Origin of the sequence: Actinosynnema sp. NPDC050801, from assembly GCF_040673975.1 — a bacterium.
Classification (GTDB): domain Bacteria; phylum Actinomycetota; class Actinomycetes; order Mycobacteriales; family Pseudonocardiaceae; genus Actinosynnema.
This window is the reverse complement of the sequence record NZ_JBFAQZ010000012.1, coordinates 41,106-61,251: the sequence shown is the minus strand read 5'-3', so window position 1 is coordinate 61,251 and position 20,146 is coordinate 41,106. Positions and strand designations below refer to the sequence as shown.

At 72.3% G+C, this 20,146-nt stretch carries 20 protein-coding genes; 9 read left to right on the top strand and 11 right to left on the bottom strand.

Annotated features, from left to right (window positions below):
* Window positions 1–182: 182 nt before the first annotated feature.
* From AB0K14_RS25495 to wrbA, 3 genes are all read right to left on the bottom strand, one after another.
* Entirely contained in the window at window positions 183–329 is a 147-nt protein-coding gene (locus AB0K14_RS25495; protein WP_360456068.1) for a DUF1059 domain-containing protein, read from the bottom strand.
* Between the two features lie 95 nt (window positions 330–424).
* Window positions 425–1,510, bottom strand: coding sequence for a serine hydrolase domain-containing protein (locus AB0K14_RS25490; RefSeq protein ID WP_360456205.1), 1,086 nt, complete (start codon window positions 1,508–1,510; stop codon window positions 425–427).
* On the bottom strand, window positions 1,510–2,142 hold the full coding sequence (gene wrbA, locus AB0K14_RS25485) for an NAD(P)H:quinone oxidoreductase (RefSeq protein WP_360456065.1): 633 nt from the start codon (window positions 2,140–2,142) through the stop codon (window positions 1,510–1,512). Before wrbA ends, AB0K14_RS25490 begins: the two co-directional genes overlap by 1 nt.
* Before the next feature lie 74 nt (window positions 2,143–2,216).
* On the opposite strand from wrbA, the gene AB0K14_RS25480 reads away from it, so the two are divergent.
* Complete coding sequence (locus AB0K14_RS25480; protein ID WP_360456062.1) at window positions 2,217–2,675, top strand: MarR family transcriptional regulator; 459 nt, start codon at window positions 2,217–2,219, stop codon at window positions 2,673–2,675.
* A 27-nt stretch (window positions 2,676–2,702) separates the two neighbouring features.
* On the opposite strand, the gene AB0K14_RS25475 is transcribed toward AB0K14_RS25480, so the two are convergent.
* The 4 genes from AB0K14_RS25475 to AB0K14_RS25460 form a co-directional block, all read right to left on the bottom strand.
* On the bottom strand, window positions 2,703–3,896 hold the full coding sequence (locus AB0K14_RS25475; RefSeq protein WP_360456059.1) for an esterase-like activity of phytase family protein: 1,194 nt from the start codon (window positions 3,894–3,896) through the stop codon (window positions 2,703–2,705).
* 142 nt (window positions 3,897–4,038) lie between these two features.
* Complete coding sequence (locus AB0K14_RS25470; RefSeq protein WP_360456056.1) at window positions 4,039–6,822, bottom strand: discoidin domain-containing protein; 2,784 nt, start codon at window positions 6,820–6,822, stop codon at window positions 4,039–4,041.
* A gap of 266 nt (window positions 6,823–7,088) precedes the next feature.
* Window positions 7,089–7,547 carry a TIGR03618 family F420-dependent PPOX class oxidoreductase gene (locus AB0K14_RS25465; protein ID WP_360456053.1) on the bottom strand — a complete coding sequence of 153 codons (459 nt, stop codon included), beginning with the start codon at window positions 7,545–7,547 and terminating at the stop codon, window positions 7,089–7,091.
* A gap of 5 nt (window positions 7,548–7,552) precedes the next feature.
* Entirely contained in the window at window positions 7,553–9,622 is a 2,070-nt protein-coding gene (locus AB0K14_RS25460; protein WP_360456050.1) for a diguanylate cyclase, read from the bottom strand.
* A 271-nt stretch (window positions 9,623–9,893) separates the two neighbouring features.
* On the opposite strand from AB0K14_RS25460, the gene AB0K14_RS25455 reads away from it, so the two are divergent.
* A complete protein-coding gene (locus AB0K14_RS25455) occupies window positions 9,894–10,547 on the top strand; it encodes a transcriptional regulator (protein WP_360456049.1) in 654 nt (217 codons plus the stop codon).
* A gap of 204 nt (window positions 10,548–10,751) precedes the next feature.
* Here AB0K14_RS25455 and AB0K14_RS25450 read toward each other — a convergent pair whose 3' ends face one another.
* Window positions 10,752–12,890, bottom strand: a complete 2,139-nt coding sequence (locus AB0K14_RS25450) for an EAL domain-containing protein (RefSeq protein ID WP_360456046.1) — start codon at window positions 12,888–12,890, stop codon at window positions 10,752–10,754.
* 140 nt (window positions 12,891–13,030) lie between these two features.
* Window positions 13,031–13,246, bottom strand: coding sequence for a hypothetical protein (locus tag AB0K14_RS25445; RefSeq protein ID WP_360456043.1), 216 nt, complete (start codon window positions 13,244–13,246; stop codon window positions 13,031–13,033).
* A 106-nt stretch (window positions 13,247–13,352) separates the two neighbouring features.
* On the opposite strand from AB0K14_RS25445, the gene AB0K14_RS25440 reads away from it, so the two are divergent.
* The 3 genes from AB0K14_RS25440 (at window position 13,353) to AB0K14_RS25430 (ending at window position 16,109) form a co-directional block, all read left to right on the top strand.
* Window positions 13,353–14,525, top strand: coding sequence for a metallophosphoesterase (locus AB0K14_RS25440; RefSeq protein WP_360456040.1), 1,173 nt, complete (start codon window positions 13,353–13,355; stop codon window positions 14,523–14,525).
* A 283-nt stretch (window positions 14,526–14,808) separates the two neighbouring features.
* Window positions 14,809–15,252, top strand: a complete 444-nt coding sequence (locus AB0K14_RS25435) for a tyrosinase family oxidase copper chaperone (protein WP_360456037.1) — start codon at window positions 14,809–14,811, stop codon at window positions 15,250–15,252.
* A 35-nt stretch (window positions 15,253–15,287) separates the two neighbouring features.
* Window positions 15,288–16,109, top strand: coding sequence for a tyrosinase family protein (locus tag AB0K14_RS25430; protein ID WP_360456034.1), 822 nt, complete (start codon window positions 15,288–15,290; stop codon window positions 16,107–16,109).
* Window positions 16,110–16,130: 21 nt separating this feature from the next.
* Here AB0K14_RS25430 and AB0K14_RS25425 read toward each other — a convergent pair whose 3' ends face one another.
* Together AB0K14_RS25425 and AB0K14_RS25420 are read right to left on the bottom strand one after the other, a co-directional pair.
* Entirely contained in the window at window positions 16,131–16,382 is a 252-nt protein-coding gene (locus tag AB0K14_RS25425) for a hypothetical protein (protein WP_360456031.1), read from the bottom strand.
* A 72-nt stretch (window positions 16,383–16,454) separates the two neighbouring features.
* The gene (locus tag AB0K14_RS25420) at window positions 16,455–16,946 is read right to left on the bottom strand and encodes a DUF4383 domain-containing protein (protein ID WP_360456028.1); all 492 of its coding nucleotides are present in this window, start codon (window positions 16,944–16,946) and stop codon (window positions 16,455–16,457) included.
* A gap of 110 nt (window positions 16,947–17,056) precedes the next feature.
* On the opposite strand from AB0K14_RS25420, the gene AB0K14_RS25415 reads away from it, so the two are divergent.
* The 4 genes from AB0K14_RS25415 (at window position 17,057) to AB0K14_RS25400 (ending at window position 20,122) form a co-directional block, all read left to right on the top strand.
* Window positions 17,057–17,455 carry a helix-turn-helix transcriptional regulator gene (locus tag AB0K14_RS25415; RefSeq protein WP_360456025.1) on the top strand — a complete coding sequence of 133 codons (399 nt, stop codon included), beginning with the start codon at window positions 17,057–17,059 and terminating at the stop codon, window positions 17,453–17,455.
* A complete protein-coding gene (gene modA / locus AB0K14_RS25410) occupies window positions 17,455–18,225 on the top strand; it encodes a molybdate ABC transporter substrate-binding protein (RefSeq protein WP_360456022.1) in 771 nt (256 codons plus the stop codon). Before AB0K14_RS25415 ends, modA begins: the two co-directional genes overlap by 1 nt.
* Before the next feature lie 77 nt (window positions 18,226–18,302).
* The gene (gene modB, locus AB0K14_RS25405) at window positions 18,303–19,076 is read left to right on the top strand and encodes a molybdate ABC transporter permease subunit (protein ID WP_360456203.1); all 774 of its coding nucleotides are present in this window, start codon (window positions 18,303–18,305) and stop codon (window positions 19,074–19,076) included.
* Window positions 19,073–20,122 (top strand): ABC transporter ATP-binding protein, encoded by a 1,050-nt coding sequence (locus tag AB0K14_RS25400; RefSeq protein WP_360456019.1) that lies wholly within the window; start codon window positions 19,073–19,075, stop codon window positions 20,120–20,122. Before modB ends, AB0K14_RS25400 begins: the two co-directional genes overlap by 4 nt.
* The last annotated feature ends 24 nt before the right edge of the window (window positions 20,123–20,146 follow it).

Sequence of the window (20,146 nt, the reverse complement as noted above, 5' to 3'; positions counted from 1 at the left end):
CTCACCCCCGTGTTCACCGCGATCATCTCGCCCGCTCGACTCGTTTGACGCGCGGAGCGGGGATCACGGGGCGAACGGTTGGTGAACGGATGGTGTCGATGCGACCACGGGGGCCGGGGCGACCGTGACCGCGCACGCGGCGTAGGCGGTCGTGCGCGGTGAGGTGGCTTCGGCGGGTGGGCTCAGTAAGCCATGAACAGGATCTCGTCGCGGGAGTAGTCGTGACCCGGGTGGTTCTCCTTCAGGTGCTGCTGGACCTTGGTCACCAGGTCGTCCTCGTCCTGACCGGTGATGGGCTCGCCGCAGGGGCAGGTGAGGTTCCGCTTCATGACAATCCTCCGCTGGTGATCTCTCTCTCACGATCGACTGTACTGAAGGCGCGGAGGATGTCGACCGTTCGAGTTCGGGGCGGCCGGACCCGCCGTCACGCCACCGCGCGCAGCACGGCCGCGACCAGTCGGCGGTTCTCCGGTGCGCCACCGCCGCCACCGGCGACGAACCGCCGCCGCGTGTAGCTGTAGGCGACACCGCTGCCCGGATCCGCGAACGCCTGCGCGCCGACCGCGCCGCTGTGCCCGAACGCGTCCGCGCCCAGCTCCGGGTACCGCACGCCCTGCGCCTCGAAGCCGAGCAGGAAGTGGTCCCGCTCCCCCGTCACCAGGTCGACACCGGCGCTGTGCGGCCGGGTGAACTCGCCCAGGACGTCCGGCTTGAGCAGCGGCGCCCGCCCGTCCACCGGGCCGATCGCCGCCGCGTACATCCGGGCCAGGCCGCGCGCGTTGCCCACGCTGCCCGCCGACGCCTGCCCGAGCGCGCGCACGCGCCGGGTGTTGGCGAACGCGACCAGGTCGAACGGGGCGTTGAACGCGAGCGCGGTGAGCCCTTCCGGCGCCGCCGGCGGCGGTGAGGTCGTCGGCCGCACCGGCGCGTACCGGGGTTCCAGCTCCGCGGGCAGGCCGAGGTGGAGGTCCAGCCCGTACGGCGCCCGCACCCGCTCCTCGTAGACCTCCCGCAACGTCCGCCCGGTCACCCGCCGCACCACCTCACCGGTCAGCGCGCCGATGGTCAGGGCGTGGTAGCCGTACCCGTCCGTCCACGCCGGACGTTCACCGGCCAGTCGTGCGGCGATGAGCCGGTCGTCGGCCACCTCCTCCGCGTCGAACCCACCGGTCACACCCACGAGACCGGCCCGGTGCGCGAGCAGGTCCCGCAGCGTCAACCGCTCCTTGCCCCCGGCCGCGAACTCCGGCCAGTACGACGCCACCGCGCGGTCCAGGTCGAGCACGCCGTCCTGCACCAGCAGCGCCACCACGAGGTGCGCCGCGCCCTTGCCCGACGAGTACAGCGCGAGCAGCGCGTCCCGCGCCAACCCGGCCCACAGGTCGACCACGGGGCGTCCGTGGTGGTACACGGCCAGCTGGGCGCCCGGGTCGGGCTCGGCGGCCACGACCACCGCGAACTCCTCGCGCACGCCCTCGAAGCCGGGCGCGACGACACCGTCGACCGACATCACGCCGCGGCGATCGCGCGGGCGAACCGGACCACCCGCTCGGCCTGCACGCGGGCCGCCGCACGCACCGTGTCGTCGACCGCGGCCGTGCCGCCCGCGTCGTGGTGCGAGGTGCCGTAGGGGTTGCCGTCGGCGAACTTGTCCGGGTGGGTGTAGCCGGGCGCCACCACGATGCCGCCGAAGTGGTGGAACGTGTTGGCCAACGCCAGCAACGTCGACTCGTGGCCGCCGTGCAGCGTGCCGGTCGAGGTGAAGCCGCTGTAGACCTTGTCCGCCAGCAGCCCCTGCTGCCACGCGCCGCCGAGCGTGTCGAGGAACTGCTTGAGCTGCGCGGCGACGTTGCCGAACCGGGTCGGCGTGCCCATCACCACGGCGTCGGCCCAGATCAGGTCGCCGGCGACGGCGACCGGGACGTCGGCGGTCGCGGCGGCGTTGGCGACCCACGCCGGGTTGGCGTCGATCGCGGACCGCGGCGCGAGTTCGGCGACCTGGCGCAGTCGGACCTCGGCGCCGGCCTTCTCCGCGGTCTCGGCGATCTCCTGGGCGATCCGGGCGATGTTGCCGGTGGCCGAGTAGTACACGACCGCGACCTTGACCGGGTTGTCCACGGGCCCCTCCTCCTGCTTGATCATGACTCGAACGATATAGTCATGAACGGTGATCGTCAAATATGGTGACTATCACCTTTGGTGACCAAAGGAGTGGTATGCGCCGGGGCGAACGCAAGCACACGGAACCCGACCTGGGCGTCCTCACCGGCCGACTGCTGTTCGCCGTGCAGGAGGAGTTGTTCGACACCCTCGCCCGCGACGGCTACCCGGACCTGCGCCCGCAGCACGGCGCGGTGCTCGCCTACCTGGACGAGGAGGGCACCCGGGCCACCGACCTGGCCCGCCGGTCGGGGCAGCACAAGCAGGTCGTGGGCAAGGTGCTGGACGAGTTGGAGGCGCTGGGCTACGTCACCAGGCAGCCGGACCCGGACGACCGGCGGGCGAAGCTCGTCGTGCCCACCGAACGCGGGCTGGCCCAGATGAGCCGGTCGGACGCGATCGTGGCGGCCATCGAGCGCCGCCTCGCCGAACGCGTCGGCGAGGACGCGTTCGGCGGGTTCAAGCGGCTGTTCCGGCGGATCGCCGAGGACCAGCGGTCCTGGCGCGAGCGGTGAGCCGCGAGCGGTTCGCGGCCGGGAGGGCTAGCGGCGGCGCAGCACGCGCGGGTCGGCGTCGAGGTCGTCGCCGAGGCGCAGGGTGATGAACTCGTTGTCGTCGGGCAGACCCGGCGTGCGGCCGGACGAGGACGGGAAGTTGTTGTCGTTGAGCACGCCGATCGTGCGGTCGTCCAAGACCACCACGTCCTCGATGGTGGTGAACGGGAACGTGAACGTCTCGCCCGAGCCGCCGAGCCCGCGCGGGTCGGCGATGTCGAGCAGGTCGGCGACCAGCGTCTTGTCCAGCACACCGTCCCGGTCGCGGTCGCGCTTGTCGACCAGGTAGACGCGCTTGACGCGGGCGTCCACGCCCTGCGCGCCGTCGCGTTCGATCACCAGCAGCCGGTTGCGGTCCACCGTGGCGGCGTCGCCGATCGCGTGCTCCGGCCGGTCCAGCCGGTAGGTCCAGCGGACGCCGGTGTACCGGCCGCGTTCCAGGTCGAACTGGTTGAGGCGCAACGTGCCGGGCTCGTCACCGGCGACCGTGCCCTCCAGCAGCGCGTCCAGCGTGCGGCCGTCGACGGACAGCGCCAGGCCCTCGTAACCCTTGCTGCCGCCGAGGTTCGGCGTGCCCGCCGGGTGCTCCGGCGCGAAGACGCCCGGCAGCGGCACGGGCGGGGCGAGCAACCGGCCCGCGCGATCGAAGTGCAGCAGGTAGGGGCCGAACTCGTCGCCCATCCAGTAACCGCCGTCGCCCGCGCGGGCGATCGACTCGACGTCGAAGTCCGCGCCGGTCAGCACCCGGTCCGGCCGGGTCAGCCCGAACGGCACGTGCCCGTTCGGGTCGGTCAGCGTGATGCCGCCGAGCACGTCCACCGCGCCGGTGGCGAAGTCCGGACCGATCCGGTGCACGCGGAGCATGAAGTCCGCGCTGTTGGCCTTGGTGCCGTACCCGTTGTCCGACAGCACGTCGAACGTGCCGTCGGCGTTGCGCAGCACACCGCTGAAGCCCTGCACCGGCTGGTCGGCGAACGGCGGCACGATCCCGTTGACCGGGGCCGTGCCGAGGGCGGCGCCCGACGGCTCGCTGCCCGGCACGAACGTCACCGCGGGCAGTGCGGCGAACCCGGTCAACGTGGCGCGGCCGAAGTCGTGCCGGTCGCCGGGCGCGGCCGAGCCCGGCACCGCCGTCGACACCAGGACGAGCGCGGACAGACCGATGACCAGCGGTCTCCTCATGGGGGTTCCGTTCTGCCGTGGCACGCCCACCGGGGACGCGCATGCGCGGAACGGTAGGCGGACCCGGTTAACGGTGGGTGCCGACCCGGCGCGGGGCGGTCTTCCGGCGCCGTTGCCCGAAGACCGCCCCCCGATCGAGGCGTCAGCCCGCGTACGCCTCGAACTCGCCGAGCTGGGCGGCGGGCCAGCCGGTGTTGCCGGTGAACGTCAGCCGCAGGTAGCGGTGGTTCGCCGAGACCGGGATGGTGACCTGGTTGCCCGACGCCGGGTCGAACCGGAACCCGGCCGACGCCACGAGCCGGCCGTAGGTGGTGCCGTCGGTGCTGCCGGACACGCTCAAGGTCTGCGTCCGGGCGGCCCACGCCGCGGCGGGCGGCAGCTTCAGCACGATCCGGTTCACCGCGATCCGGCTGCCCAGGTCCACCGTGAACGCCTGCGGGAACGCGTTGTTCGGGCTCTCCCAGTACGTGGTGGCGTCGCCGTCCACCGCGTTGCCGCCCGGGAAACCGCCGTTGGCCGCGGCCTGCACCGGCTTGCCACGCGCCACGTTGCCGGTCGGCTGAGGCGTGGTGGTCGTGGTCGTGGTGGTGGTCGACGCCCGGCCGGAGTAGACCTCCAGCTCGGACAGCTGGGCGGCGGGCCAGGCGGTGTTGCCGGTGAACGTCAGCCGCAGGTGGCGGTGCGCGCCGGAGACCGGGATGGTGACCTGGTTGCCCGACACCGGGTCGAACCGGTACCCGGCCGACGCCACGATCTGGCCGTAGTTGCCGCCGTCCGCACTGCCGGAGACCGACAACGTCTGCGTGCGCGCCTGCCACGCCGAGGGCGGCGGGAGCTTCAGCACCAGGCGGCCGACGTTCTCCGACCGTCCCAGGTCGACGGTCAACGACTGCGGGAACTGGTTGTTCGCGCTCTCCCAGTAGGTGTTGGCGTCACCGTCCACGGCGTGGCCCGCCGGGAAGCCGCCGTTGGCGGTGGAAGCGCTGACCGCCTTGCCCCTGGCCAGGTTGCCGCCCGGCGGAACGGTCGTCGTCGTGGTGGTGGTGGTCGTGGTCGTTGTCGTGGTGGTGGTGCTGGTCGGCGGGTCGGTCGGGTCGGTGTAGATCGGGTCCGGCCACGGGCCGCAGTACGACGGGCCGTCCCAGCCGGAGTTGCCCGCGCCCCTGGTGATCTGGAACGCGTTCTCGCCCAGGCAGCTGTAGATGCCCGCCCGGCCGAGGCCGGTGGCGGTGACGTTGGTGAACGACGCCGCACCCGGCGACTGGAGCTGGACGCCGAACGTGCCGGCGCCGTTGATGCGCACGCCGTCGAAGTGGACGTTGGTGATCGTGCCGCTGATGAACTGGATGGCCTCGTAGTTGCTGTCGACCAGATCGGTGTCGGTGACGTCGATCCGGCCGTTCATCGCGCCGTCGCGGGCGTCGAACCACAGCGCGCCGACGCCGAACTGCCAGTTCGAGTCGAGCACGCCCGCGCGCAGCGTCGTGTTCTTCGACAGGGTGGTCGTGCCGGACAGGGGCACCGAGGAGAAGCGGTTGCCGACGTGGATGCCGCCGCCCTGGTCCTGGGTGTCGGCCACGACGTTCTCGGTGGCGACGTTGTCCCGGCCGCCGTAGATCGCGATGCCGTTGGCCTTCATCGGCACGACCACCGTGTTGCGGCGGATCGTGTTGCCGTGGTCGGCCTGCTGCTCCGACCAGAACGCGATGCCGTCGTCGCTGATGTTGCGGAACAGGTTGTTCTCGATCAGCACGTTGCTGATGCCGCGGTGCAGGTTCATGCCGTCGGCGAGCTGGTCGACGACCTTGTTGTCGCGGATGGTGAGGCCGGAGAACGGGCCGTCCAGCCACAGGCCGACCTTGGTGTGCTGGAGGAACATGCCGGAGATCACCGAGCCGCCGCCCAGCGCGCCGCCGATGGCGTTGGTCTGGTCGCAGTCGACCCGGTTGGTGACCTCGCCGATGATCGCGAAGTCGTGCAGGCCGACGCGGGTGCTCACGCCGGAGTTGCCGCCCTGGCCGCAGCTCGACGGCTCGCCCAGGCCGTAGAACCCGACCCGGTCACCGGTGACCACGCTGTGCCAGTGGCCCGCGCCGCGGACGGTGACCTGGTCGACGGTGACGTGCTTGGTGACGGTGAACCGCCCCGCCGGGATCCAGACCTCGCGGCCGGCCGCCCTGGCCGCGGCGATCGCGGCGTCGAAGGCGGCGTTGTCGTTGGTGCCGTCGTTCGGGGTGGCGCCGTGCTCGGTGACGGAGACCGAGTTCGCGGGCCGGGTGGCGGGCGCGGCGACGAGCTCGAAGTCGGCGAGGTCGATCGTGTAGGACGGCGCGGTGTCGCCGGCGTCGATCTGGAGCTTCACCTTGGCGCCGGCCGGCAGTGTGCGGGGGAACAGGGCGCGGGTGGAGTCGTAGAGGTGGTGCGGCTTGCCCTGGTTCGGGTCGTTGGCATAGGGGTAGCCGCCGTAGCGCCAGGCGTACTTCGAGGTGAGCGTGAGGCTGCCGGACTTCGTGCCGTCGAGGTAGAGCGACAGCGGCGCGGTGATGCCGGCGCCGTTGTTGCCGTCGGGGACGCTGTAGCGGATGTCGATCGAGTTCGCGGGCTCGGTGAGGGTGAACTCGACGTACCTGCCCTGGCCGGACAGCGTCACGGCGCGGCGTCCGGACGCCTCGCCCTCCAGCGTGCCCTGGCGGCGGCCGGGGCCGATCTTCGTGCCGTTCGTGGCGGCGTTCTCGGCCTCGTGCTCCACGAAGGGCACGTCGGCGCCCCGGCCGGGGATGTCGAACGGGGACGTGGCCGCCGCCGCGGCGACCCGGGCCGCGACCTCGCCGGGTGCGGCGGCGATCGTCATCGTGGTCACCAGGGACGTGGCCACCACCGCCGCGCCGAGCGCCAGGGGACGCCGGAGGGTGGGGTTGACTCGCATGGGTTCAGCCCTTCGTTGGACGGGACCTCGGTCTGCAAGCAGGGGTGTCAACGGAGTGTGGCGTGGCGCACACCATAAGCAGCCCCATCACGGGACCGCAAGATGTCTACTGAAAGACGCAAAAAGTTGACGACTGCTGAAGATACAGGGTCGCATGGTCCACTTGCGAGCTGCTTGCGGAAACTTGCGTTGATTTGCATGACCGGGGCGAGGCCCGGTCGGTGAGGTTCGGTCGGCACGGTTCGGTCGGGCTGGACGGGTGCCGCTCAGTAGGCGCCGCTCAGCTTGCGGTGGTCCCACGACACCACCGAGGTCGGCGCGAACCGCAACCCGACCCGCTTCACCGCCTGCGCGGCCACGAACGCGTCCAGCTCGGGCCCGCTGTGCCCGGAGTACCGCGCCGCCACCGCCGCGCCGATGCGGGCGACTTCCGCCTGCTCCTCGACCAGCCGCACGTCGCACTCCATGGTCACGCCGCGCAGCTGGTCGTAGGTCTGCCCCGCCTCCAGTTGCAGCGTGGCCTCGGGCGTGCGCCGCAGGTTCGCCACCTTCTGCGACGCCCGGTAGGTCCAGCCGGCCAGTTCGCCGTCCTCCACCACGAACCACAGCGGCACGAGGTGCGGCCTGCCGCGGGGGCCGATCGTGGCCACCGTGACCACGCGCTGCTCCTCCAGGAAGGCGCGCACCTCGTTCGTGGTCATCGTGATCAGGGCCCGGCGCGACATGCGCGTCAGGATAGGCGGCTGTTCTCCCGCGACGCGGTCGAGCCGAGTCCGGCGGTCAGGTCGCCGACGGTCCCGTTCTCCAACAACTCCAGAAAGACGTCCACCAGGTGCGGGTCGAACCGGGCACCGCGCCCGGACCGCAGCTCGCGCACCGCCTGCTCGTGGGTCAACGCCCGCCGGTGCGGCCGGTCGGCGCGCATCGCCGCCCACGCGTCGCACACGGACAGGATCCGCGCCTCGACCCGGATGGCGTCACGGGTCAGGCCGGCGGGGTAGCCCGCGCCGTCCCACCGCTCGTGGTGCTGGCGGATGACCTCGGCCACCTCGCCGTGGTCGGGCAGCACGCCGACCATCCGGGCGCCGCTGTCGGGGTGTTCGTGCAGCAGGTGCCACTGCTGGTCGGTCAACGGGCCGGACTCGGTGAGCAGGTCGTCGGGCAGCACGATCATGCCGACGTCCAGCAGCCGTCCGGCGCGGTGCGCGTTGTGGACCTCGGCCGGGTCCCGCTTGAGGTGCTCGGCGACGGTCCGCGCCCACTCGGCGATGGCCAGACTGCGCCCGGGACTGGCCACGCGCAGGTCGACCAGGTCCGCGACCTGGTTCAGGTAGTCCACCGCGACGTCCTCCCGGTGTTCGGTGAGCGATGTGCCACCGGCGACCGCCCGGTCCCGCCCGAGATCCTTGGCCAGGTACAGCGCGCGGTCAGCCGCCGACACCAAAGCGGACGCGGTGCCGTAGTGCGGCGCGAACGCGGCGGTGCCGGCGGAGAGCGTAACCGTCACCGAACGGCGACCGCTCACGGCGATCGGATGGTGCGACACACCGTGCCGCAACCGTTCCGCCAGACGGCTCAGGTTCTCGGCGTCCACACCGGTCGCGATCAGCGCGAACTCCTCGCCGCCGTACCTGGCCAGCACCCGGCCCGGCCCGGAGACCGCCTGCAACCGGTCGGCCACCTCGACCAGCACCCGGTCGCCCGCCGGGTGCCCGAACCGGTCGTTGATGGACTTGAACCGGTCGACGTCGAGGATCACCACGCCGAGCGGGCTGCCGGCGCGCCGGGCCCGGGCCACCTCGTCGGCCAGCCGTGCCTCGAAGTAGCGGCGGCTGCGCAGCCGGGTGAGGCTGTCGGTGATGGCGAGCCTGCGCTGGTCCACCGCCAGGCCGGCGAGCCGGGTCGCGGTCAGCGCGAACAGCACCGCGCAGCCCGCCGCGATGACCGGCACGTCGCGGCGCACGCCCTGGGCGTTCTGCAGGAGCAGCAGCGTGGGCCCGATCAGCGCACCGCAGGACAGGACCGCCAGCCGCGGCCAGCTCAGCCGCAGGCCCGGCACGTCGACGGCCTGCGCCATCCGACGGGTCGACGGGTGCAGCGCGCACGCACCGAACGCCACCTTGCCGGCCAGCCAGATCGCGTCCAGGAAGTTGCCCGCCTCGTAGCTGCCGTCGAGGCGTTGCAGCACGTACACCGTGTCCGCGGTCAGCGTGGCGGCCAGCCAGAACGCGAGCAGCACGAACGACACGTCCCGCCGACCGTCGCCGAGCAGCAGCCGCAGCGACACCAGCAGCAGGACCAGGTCCATCACCGGGTAGGCCAGCGACACCATCTCGACCAGCACCGGCGTACCGAGGCGGGTCTGCGGGCCGATCACGAAGACCCACGACAGCAGGCCCGCCGCCACGGTGAGCGACACCGCGTCGAGCAGGCTGGGCAGGTCGCGGCCCGCGCGGCGGCGCCGGATCAGCATGAGCACGCCGGTCACGGCGATCGGGTAGTGGCCGAGGTAGAAGATGTCGGCGTAGGACGGGTAGCTCGTGTCGTCCAGCACGTAGTGCGAGGCGTAGAACGTGGCGTCGGCCAGGGCGGCGACCAGTTGCGCCACCCCGAGGACGATCCACGGCGCGCGCACCTTGGGTGCGTCCCGCCGCGCGCCCCACCAGGCGGCGAGCGCGACGACGACGCTCAGGCCGCCGTAGATGATCAGTCGGACCGGCACCGCGCCCAGGAATGGCGGCAGCAGGTAGTAGACGCCGACCATGAGCAGGCCGAAAGCCAGGAAAGCGGTCCAGACCAAGTGCTGCTTTTCGGTGGGGATTCCGCGGTTTTCGTCCGACGTGACTCCGGCGCGCAATCGCGGCTCTCCCAACTGCGGCTAACGCTGATGTCCTACCAGGGGCGGGGTCATGAGACCCGAACTACGGGTCTGCGTCAATCCCTGTTGCCGAGTCTTCATCCACTGAACAGACGCTTCCGTGCGTCCGCATGGCCTCGGACACACATTATAGGGTGCATATTGTCCGCGGTGCGATCGATCGTGGCGCGTGGTGCCCGAGCGAGGGGGAACGATGGCGAACGACCTGCTGGAGCGGGTGCGGGAGGAGCTGCGGGGCGAGGGCGGAACGAACCGGCTGGTGCCGTTGATCGCCCGCGGTGCCGTGCCACCGGCCACGTTGGCGGCGTTGGCGGCCGAGGAGCACCGCATCGTGCAGAGCGACTGGCGAGCGTTCCTCACGTTGGCCGCGCAGTCCACGCGGCCGGCGCAGCGCGAGTTCTTCGCGGCGGTCGCGGGCGGTGAGGGGTTGGCGTTGGTCAAACTGGGTGATTTCGCCGCGGCGTGCGGCCTGACGCCGGACGACGTGGCCGCGTACCGGCCGTTGCCGGGATGTCAGGCATATCCGTCGTACGTGGCCAGGCTGGCGTTGGACGGCAATCCGCACGACGCGCTCCTCGCGATTCTGGCGAACTTCGCGGAATGGGGTGGCTATTGCGCGACGATCGCCGCCGCGCTGCGCGAGCACTACGGTTTCGACGACGCCGGGTGTGCGTTCTTCGACTTCTTCGCCCAGCCCGCGCCGGACTTGGACGCCCTGGGCCTGCGCGCCCTCGACGAGGTCCTGGCCACCGGCTGGGCCCCCGAGGCCGCCCTGCCCGCCGCCCGCCTCCTCCACTCCTACGAACTGATGTTCTGGAACACCCTGGCCGACCTCCCCCACCCCTGACCCCCACGCGAGTCGAACCTCCAGGACCAGCGAGTCGAACCTCCAGGACCAGCGAGTCGAACCTCCAGGACCACTGAGTTCTACGTTCAGGTACCCAGGGCCGTTCAACGACGTGGTCCTGAGCGTTGAACTCGGCGGGCCTGAGGGTTCGACTCGCGCGACCTGAGGGTTCGACTCGCGGGGCTTGGAGGTTCGACTCGCGGGTTAGTGGGTGGTGGGTTGGGTGTCCCAGTTCTCGGCCAGGTCGGGGCGGCCGAACAGGTAGCCCTGGGCGTAGGCGCAGCCGGCCTTGCGGAGCCAGTCGGCCTGGGCCTGGGTCTCGATGCCCTCGGCGACGGTGTGCGCGCCCAGGACGTCGGCGAGGTCGATGATGCAGCGGACCACGCCCGCGGTGCGGCCGGTGTCGTTCAACGCGGCCGTGAACGACCTGTCGATCTTCACCACGTCGAACGGGTACCGCTGCAGGTAGCTCAACGACGAGTACCCGGTGCCGAAGTCGTCCAACGCGACCCGCACCCCGGTCTCCCGCACCTCCATCAGCCCGCGCATCGCCGCGCCGTCGGCCCACACCGACTCGGTCACCTCGATGGTCAACCGCTCCGGCGGCAGCCCGGTCGTCTTCAACACCCGGTCCAACGCCGGCAGGAACGTCGGCGCGGACAACTGCCGGGTGGACACGTTCACCGTCACCCCGAGCGCCCGCCCTTGCTCGCGCCATCGCATCGCCTGCTCGCACGCGCCGGCCAGCACCTTGTTGCCCAGCGGCACGATGAGCCCGGTCTCCTCGGCCAGCCCGATGAACTCCCCCGGCCCGAGCAGCCCGTGCCCCGGCCGCTGCCACCGCACCAACGCCTCCGCGCCCGCCGCCGCCGACGTCGCCAGGTCCACGATCGGCTGGTAGTGCAGCACCAGCTGCCCGTCGGACACCGCGGTGCGCAGGTCGGCCTTGTCCCGCTGCCGGGCCAGCACCCGCTCGCCCATCTCCGGTCGGAACAGCCGGATCCGGCCGCCGCCCTCGCGCTTGGCCACGTACATCGCGGTGTCCGCGTCGCGCAGCAGGTCCGCCGTGCCCACCCCGGGTGACGACACCGCGATGCCGACGCTGGCCCGGATCACCGTCTCGTGCCCCAGCCCGGTCAACGGCCGCGCCAGCTCCGACAGGATGCGCGTGGCCAGCCGGGCCGAGTCGCGCACGTCGTGGCCGGGCGCGAGCACCGCGAACTCGTCGCCGCCCAGCCGGGCCGCCGTGGCCACGCGTCCGACGGCACGGCCGACGCGCTCGGCCGCCGACACCAGGTACCAGTCGCCCGCCTCGTGCCCCTCGGCGTCGTTGACCTCCTTGAACCCGTCGAGGTCTATCACCAGCAGGCCGACCGCCTCACCGGCCAGCAGCGCCTCGTCCACCAGGTGCAGGAAGTGCGCGCGCCCGGCGAGCCCGGTCAGCTCGTCCCGCTCGGCACGCGTGCGCATCGCGTCCTCCAGCTCACGGCGCTTGCTCACGTCCAGCGCGGTGACCAGGGTGTGCTTCTCGGAGACGTGCTCGACGGGCACCGCGTGCACGGCCAGCACGCCGGTCGAACCGTCCGCGCGGGTCACGCGGACCTCGACCGCCTCGTCGGCCGAACGGCAGCCGCGCTCGCAGTCGGTGATGTCCGGGCCGTGCGGGCACGGCACCCGGCCGGGTGCCGCCGCGGGCCACGCCAGCAGCTCGCGCGCCCGGTCGTTGTGCAGGCGGGGCGCGCCCTCGGCGTCGACCAGCACGAGCCCGATCGGGCTGGCCCGCACCACCGCGTCGACCGTGCGGCGCGCGTCCTCCACGAGTCGGGCCGAGCGGGTCGTCTCGTGCAGCGCCATCGCACCGACCATCAGCCCGACCAGCGGCATGAGGATGGACAGGATCAGCGGACCGGACACGGCGGCCGGCTTGACCGCGATCCACACCGCGCAGCCGCTCAGGTAACCGAACAGCGCGGGCAGGGCTTTGAACGGGAACGGTTCGTTGTCGCCGCGCAGCGCGCGGCGCACGGTCACCGCGAACAGGAACGCGATGACGGGTTGCGGGTTGGGCAGCACGAACGCCCCGCCGTGGGCGACCACGCACTCGACCGCCGCGACGAGCCAGCTGTCCCGGTTCGGGCGCAGCCACCACGACACGAGCACCAACGGCACCAGCGCGCCGAGCACCAGGTGGCTGGGGCCGACGCCGACGAAGAACAGCTGGAGGGTGAAGGCGACGGCGCTGAGCCAGGCGTAGACCTCGGCCAGCCGCCTGGTCCGGCGAAGCCCGGCCTCACCGGGCGACGAAAGCGGGTCGTCCACCACGCTGCGGGTTGGACGCGCCACGCCCGGTTACCCCCAAGTCAAGCGGCGATCGACTGAAACTCCGAAACGGAAGATCGAACTATCCATATCGGTGTTCACGTTCTCAACCGCCATTCGGGTGAGTCCACTATGGACCTCCGAAGAGCCGGGCCCGGGGGTGCTCAGGAGCCGGGGGTGGAGCCCTGCGGCGGGTCGCTGTCGGGCAGCGGGTCGGGGGTGGTCTCGGCGAGGTCGGCCGCCACCGCCTTGGCCTCGTCGATCTTGCGCTGGGACGCGGCCAGCCGCTCGTCCTCCTCGGGCGTCTCGACGCGGAAGGCGTCGGCGTCGGGCGCCGCGGTGTCGGTCGAGTCGATCTCGCGTTCGTCTTCGTAGGCCATGTGACCAGGGTTTCCGCGCACCCCCGGACCAAACTTGGACACCGGCCGCACGGCGGGTTACCGTCGATAAGAGCCCGCTGGTTCGTAAGGCCGCCGAGGAGACCCGATGTCGAGCACGACGACCGCGCCACCCCGCCCGTCCGCGCGGCGACGCGTGATCTTCACGGCGGTGTTGCTGACGGTGACCGCACTGCTGTTCTGGGTGCCCTGGACGGGGTTGCTAGCGCCGGGCGCGCGGTGGCCGTGGCCGGTGCAGGCGATCGGCACGGCGTTCTTCGTCGTCACGTCGGTGGCGTTCCCGTTGCTGCTGGTCCGCGCGCACGGCCGCCGCTACTCCGACCGGGCCGCACGCGTGGCGCACCTGATGCTGGGCGTGGCGTGGGTGTTCTTCGCCTGGACCGTGATCGGCCACGCGGTGCGGCTGGTGCTGGCGGTCGCGGGAGTGGAGAACCCGTTCCGGGCGAGGGTCCTCGCGGTGGCCCTGCTCGCGGTCGGCCTCGCGCTGGTCGCCCACGGCATCCGGGAGGCACGGCGGGTGCCGAGGGTGAAGCGGACCGACGTGGTGCTGCCCCGGCTGGACGAGGCGTTCGACGGGCTCACCGTCGCGGTGCTCGCGGACACCCACTACGGCGCGATCGACCGCACGAAGTGGTCCGTCGGCACGGTGGCGGCGGTCAACGCGCTGGACCCGGACGTCGTCGTCCACGTGGGCGACATCGCGGACGGCACGGTGGCGCAGCGCCGTGGCCAGGCCGCCGCGCTGGGTGACGTGCGGGCGCGGCACCGGTTCTACGTATCGGGCAACCACGAGTACATCAGCAACGCGCAGGCGTGGCTGGACCACATGGCCGAGTTGGGCTGGACGAGCCTGCACAACCAGCACCGGGTGCTGGAGCGCGGTGACGCCCGGCTGGTGTTCGCGGGCGTGGACGACGTCACCGGCGCGCACTCCGGCGAGGCGGGCCACGGTGCGGACCTCGACGCGGCGCTGGCAGGCACCCGCGCCGACGACCCGGTGGTGCTGCTGGCGCACCAGCCCAGCGAGATCGGCAAGGCCGTGGCGGCGGGGGTCGACCTCCAGCTGTCCGGGCACACGCACGGCGGTCAGATCTGGCCGTTCCACCTGCTGGTGCGGTTGCAGCAGCCGGTGCTGGCGGGGCTGAGCCGCCACGGCGAGCGCACGCGGCTCTACACGAGCCGGGGCGCCGGGTTCTGGGGTCCCCCGCTGCGCGTCTTCGCGCCGAGCGAGATCTCCCTGCTCACGCTGCGCGCCGCCTGACGGGCCGACCGCTCCGCCGGCACCGGTGAGGCCGATTCCGCGACCTCACCCGAATGGCCCTGTCGAATTCGGACAGATCGGACCGTCCACGACGCGGATGAGCACTGTCAGTGGGCCTTTTCGGGCGTCTTCTTACCCTTTCGTAGGGACACTTCACACGTAAGTAGCACAGGCGTTGTTGGCGGAACACAGGAGTCGGACCCTGCCTACAAGGGACGGTCCGCTCCCGTCGTCGAGGCGATGGGCAGGCCCTCGGCACCTACGTTCACGCCTAAGGACTCTCATGACCGAACTATCCCGCCGTGACGTCTTCCGCCGCGGCGCGGCGGCCGCAGTGGTCGCCGCCGCCACGGTCGGCTTCGTCACCGCGGCCCCGTCCAGCACGACGGCCGACCCCCACGGCCCCCACGCCCAGGCGCCCACCGACCCGCGCGACTTCGAGGAGAACTACAAGGGCAAGAAGATCAAGGGCGAGCACGACAAGGCCAACGGCAAGCACAAGGTCCACATCAACGGCAAGAAGCTCGGTGTCATGCAGATCGAGCTGCCGGTCGCCCCCGACTCGACCGGGACGTACACCGCCGTGGTCAGCACGCTCAACCACTTCGACCCCATCCCGCTCGACGAGGGCAACAACCGCGACGGCCTCAAGAAGTTGGCCAAGCTCGCCGTGGACCAGCTCGGGGATCAGGAACTCACCCACCACGCCGACCACACCCACCGCTGACCGGCGCCTGACCACCCCGAGAGGAGTGCCCAGCCATGGGAACCCGCAAGAGCGCGGCCGTGCTGACGGCCACCGAGAAGTCGAACTTCGTGGCCGCGGTGAAGTCGTTGAAGGCGCAGACCAGCGGCCGCAACTACGACTGGTTCGTGCGCACCCACATGGACTACTTCGGCACCGTCAACAGCCACAACTACGCGCACTGGTCGTCGTCGTTCCTGCCGTGGCACCGGCAGTACCTGCTGGAGCTGGAGAACGCCCTGAAGGCGTACAACCCGGCGGTCGACCTGCCCTACTGGAACTGGACGGCCAACCGCTCCACCACCGGCGCGCCGTTCACCTCCGACTTCATGGGCGGCAACGGCTCCGGTGGCAACGGCGCCGTCCTCAGCGGACCGTTCGCCGGGTCCACGAGGTGGCGGATCAACGTCAGCGCCACGTCCTCGACGTCGCTGCGCCGGGCGATGACGTTGCGCGGCTCGCTGCCCACGACGTCCGATGTGGACACCGTGATGGGTGTGTCCACCTACGACGTGTCGCCGTGGAACTCGTCGTCCAGCGCCGGCATGCGCAACCGCATGGAGGGCGGCCTGTCCCCCGGTCTGCACGGGCGCGTGCACAACTGGGTGGGCGGGCACATGGCGCAGATCGACTCGCCGAACGACCCGGTGTTCTTCCTGCACCACTGCTACATCGACCGGCTGTGGTCGCGCTGGCAGGCGGCCTGGGGCTTCGGCTCCGACCGGTACCAACCGGGCGGGAACGTGGCGGGCGTCGTCGACGTCGGCGAGGTGCTCGCCCCGTTCGGCGTCACGGTGGCCTCCACGCTGGACCACCGCGGCCTCTACACCTACGCCTGACGGGCTTCGCCGCGCGGGCCGCTAGCGAGTGCGGCGGCCCGGCTGCGGCGGGTCGTAGTCGTAGTCGTCGTCCTCGGGCACGTCGAACGGCAGCGGCCGGTTGGTCCAGGAATCGATGAGCACCACGATCGCGGCGCAGACGATGACGGCCACGCCGACCCAGGCCAGGCCGCCCCAGACCAGGATTCCCGCGATCAGCACCAGTGGCAGGACCATGAACAGGCAGAACGGGTCCACCCGCCCGAAATGCCGTCGTCGTCCGGAACTCGCCATCTACGCCCTCCCAGTCAAGCGCCTCCCCGGGTGAACTTACGCGACGGGTTCCGGCCGGCGGTCAACCGGGCGTCACGCGCCGCCCTGTTCGCGACCGGGGTACCGGTCCTGGGCGCGTTCCACGACCGTGGAGACCACGGCCAGAACGATCATGCCGGCACCGAGCCCGAGGTGCAGCAGGTTGTCGGCCGGGTTGAACGGGGCGAAGTTCGCCGCGCCGCCGTCGTGGTCCACCGAGTGCACGACCGACCCGTAGACCCACAGCAGCAGGTAGACGAACCCGCCGGCGCCCAGGAACAGCCGTGACGCGCCCCGCGTCGCGGACGCCAGGATCCCGGCCACGCCGAACAGCAGGTGCAGGGCGTTGTGCAGCACCGACACCTGGAACAGGCCGAACAGCAGCGCCCCGGAGTGCGGGCCGGCGAAGCCGATCGCGTCGAGGTCGGCCGTCGCGCCCGGCACGAACCCGAGCACGCCGACCAGCAGGAACACCACGCCGACGAACAGGGTGAACGCTTGGACGGGGCGGCGGCGGGTGCCGACGCGGTCGGTCGGGCTCGTCATGGCGTCCTCCGATCGACGGGGCTGGGGATCGACGGGCTTGGCGTACCCGGCGGGTGTGCGACGAAACGAAGACCGCCCTTCTCCGCAGGTGCGGAGTTATAGTGTCCGGCGTGCCGAATCTGCGGATCAGCGAGGCCGCGTCCCTGCTCGGGGTGAGCGACGACACCGTGCGCCGGTGGATCGAGCAGGGCCGGCTGTCGGAGGTGCAGCTCGACAGCGGGCGCAAGGGGGTCGACGGGCGGGAGCTGGCCGAGTTCGCGCAGCGCCTGGCCGAGGCGCCGGAGGCCGGGGTGACGGTGGCGGCGTCGGCCCGCAACCGGATGCGCGGGATCGTCACGCGGGTGGTCAAGGACGGGGTGATGGCGCAGGTGGAGATGCAGGCCGGGCCGTTCCGGGTGGTGTCGCTGATGAGCCGCGACTCGGCCGACGAGCTGGCCCTGGAGGTCGGCAGCGTGGCGGTCGCGTCGATCAAGTCCACGCACGTCGTGGTCGAGATCCCGGAGTCGTGATGCGGGCGTTCACGCTGGTCGCGGCGCTCGCCGTGGCCGGGTGCGCGGTGGTGGCCTGTGGCGCGGCGGAACCCGGTGCGCCGGGCGGGGCGGTGTCGGGGCGGATCACGGTGTTCGCGGCGGCGTCGCTGACCGGGACGTTCACCCGGCTCGGCGAGGACTTCGAGGCGGCCAACCCCGGCGTCGAGGTGGTGTTCAGCTTCGGCGGCAGCTCCGGGTTGGCGCAGCAGATCGGGCAGGGCGCGCCGGCGGACGTATTCGCCTCGGCCTCGCCCGACACCATGGCCCGGGTGGTCGACGCGGGCGGGACGGCCTCCGAGCCGGTCAGGTTCGCGCGCAACAGGTTGGAGATCGCGGTGCCCTCGGGCAACCCGGCGGGCGTCACCGGGCTGGCGGACTTCGGCGACGCCGACGCCAAGATCGCGTTGTGCGCGGAGCAGGTGCCGTGCGGTGCGGCGGCGAAGCGGGCGTTCGAGGCGGCCGGGGTGACCGCCCGGCCGGACACGGTGGAGCAGGACGTGAAGGCCGTGCTGACCAAGGTGCGGCTCGGCGAGGTGGACGCGGCGCTGGTGTACCGGACGGACGTGCGGTCCGCGAGCGGGCAGGTCGAGGGCATCGGGTTCCCGGAGGCCGACCGGACGGTCACCGACTACCCGGTCGCGCCGCTGGCGCGGGCGCGCAACCCGGCGGGGGCGCGGGCGTTCGTCGACCACGTGCTGTCCGAGCGGGGGCGGGCGGTGCTCGCCGAGGCCGGGTTCGACGCGCCGTGAGGACACCGACCCGTCCGACGCCGGCCGGTCCGCTGTCGCCCCGTCGGGGACCGACCCGCCGTCGGGCGGCGGGCCGGCTGCCGGTGGCGCTGGTGGTGCCCGCGGCGCTCGGGCTCGCGTTCCTGCTGGTCCCGCTGGTCGGCCTGCTGGTCCGGGCGCCCTGGGAGGCGTTGCCGCAGCGGCTGTTCAGCGCGTCGGTCGGCGAGGCGCTGCGGTTGTCGCTGGTGTGCGCGAGCCTGGCGACGGTGGTGTGCCTGGTGCTCGGCGTGCCGTTGGCGTGGCTGCTGGCGCGCGGCGACGTGCCGGGGCGGTCGGTGCTGCGGGCGTTGGTGACGGTGCCGCTGGTGCTGCCGCCGGTGGTGGGCGGTGTGGCGTTGCTGTTCGTGCTGGGCAGGCGCGGGTTGGTCGGGCAGTACCTGGACGCGTGGTTCGGCGTCTCGCTGCCGTTCACCACCGCGGGGGTGGTGCTGGCGGAGGCGTTCGTGGCGATGCCGTTCCTGGTGATCTCGGTGGAGGGCGCGTTGCGCGCCGCCGACCCGCGCTACGAGGAGGCCGCCGCGACCCTGGGCGCCTCGCGCTGGCTGGTGTTCCGCCGGGTGACGCTGCCGTCGATCCTGCCGGGCGTGGTCGCGGGCACGGTGCTGTGCTGGGCGCGGGCGTTGGGCGAGTTCGGGGCGACCATCACGTTCGCGGGCAACTTCCCGGGCGAGACGACCACCATGCCGCTGGCGGTGTACCTGGCCCTGGAGACCGATCCGGACGCGGCGGTCGTGCTCAGCGTGGTGCTGCTGCTGGTGTCCGTCGGGGTGCTGGCCGCGCTGCGCGACCGGTGGATCAGCGGGCCGTCATGACGTTGCACGCCGACCTGGGGGTCGACCGCGGGTGGTTCCGGCTGGCCGCGGAGCTGGTGGTGGGGCCGGGCGAGGTGGTCGCCCTGCTCGGCCCGAACGGGGCGGGCAAGAGCACCGCGCTGCGCGCCCTGGCCGGCCTGCTGCCGTTGACCGGCGGGCACATCCGGCTGGACGGGCAGACGTGGGACGAGCCGCCGAGGGTGTTCCGGCCCGCCGAGCGGCGACCGATCGGCGTGGTGTTCCAGGACTACCTGCTGTTCGCGCACATGTCCGCGGTGGAGAACGTGGCCTTCGGCCTGCGCGCGCGGGGTGTGGGGCGTGCGGCGGCGCGGGCGGAGGCGGCGCGGTGGCTGGACCGCGTCGGGTTGGCGGCGCACGCCCGGGCCAAGCCGCGCACGTTGTCCGGTGGGCAGGCGCAGCGCGTCGCCTTGGCCCGCGCCCTGGCCACCGGCCCGGAACTGCTGCTGCTCGACGAGCCGTTGGCCGCGCTGGACGCCGCCACGCGCCTGCACGTGCGCGCCGAACTGGGCCGTCACCTGCGCGACTTCCCGGGTCACACGCTGATGGTCACGCACGACCCGTTGGACGCGATGGTGCTCGCCGACCGGCTGGTGGTGCTGGAGCACGGCCGGGTCGTGCAGCAGGGCACGCCGACCGAGGTGGCCCGCCGTCCGCGCACCGACTACGTCGCCGACCTGGTCGGCCTCAACCTCTACCGCGGCACCGCGCACGGCACGACCGTCGCGCTGGACGACGGCGGCACGCTCACCGTGGCGACGCCGGCGACCGGGCCGGTGCACGTGGTGTTCCCGCCGACGGCGGTCGGCCTGCACCCCGAACACCCGACCGGCAGCCCGCGCAACGCGTGGCGCGTCACCGTGGCCGGGATCGAGCAGCACGCGCACACCACCCGCGTGCGGCTGGACGGAGCGCCGCCCGTGCTGGCCGACATCACCACGGCGACCGTCGCGGAGCTCCGGCTCCGGCCCGGCGACGAGCTGTGGGCGGCGGTCAAGGCCACCGAGGCGCACGCCTACCCGTCCTGACTGTGACCGACCAGCCACTCCCCC